This window comes from Mameliella sp. CS4 (assembly GCF_019392335.1).
GTDB lineage: Bacteria > Pseudomonadota > Alphaproteobacteria > Rhodobacterales > Rhodobacteraceae > Antarctobacter.
In genome coordinates this window covers 1-278 of sequence record NZ_JAHXRQ010000137.1, presented here as the reverse complement: position 1 = coordinate 278, position 278 = coordinate 1, and the positions used below count along the sequence as shown (strand labels likewise).

At 75.2% G+C, this 278-nt stretch carries 1 pseudogene; it reads right to left on the bottom strand.

From position 1 onward, the window contains the following. Positions 1-278, bottom strand: a pseudogene (locus KZZ07_RS26855) (hypothetical protein); the annotation flags it as partial.

The window sequence follows — 278 nt, the reverse complement described above, 5'->3', positions numbered from 1 at the left end:
GACGATCTGCGGCGTCCAGAACGACAGCCCGTAGCTGCTCGCCGTCGAGCCGAAGTAGATGGCGGCGAAGAGGGCGAGCCGCCGGTCGCGCAGGATGTCCCAGAGCGGCGGCTTCGCGGGCTGGCCGCGGCGGGTGTTGCGCGCCGCCTCGGCCCGGAGCTGCCGCTCCAGCCAGTCCCGCTCGGCCGCCGGCAGCCACGCCGCGTCCCGCGGTCCGTCCGGCAGGAACCACAGCACCGCCACGGCCAGGAACACCGCCGGCAGGCCCTCGAGGATGA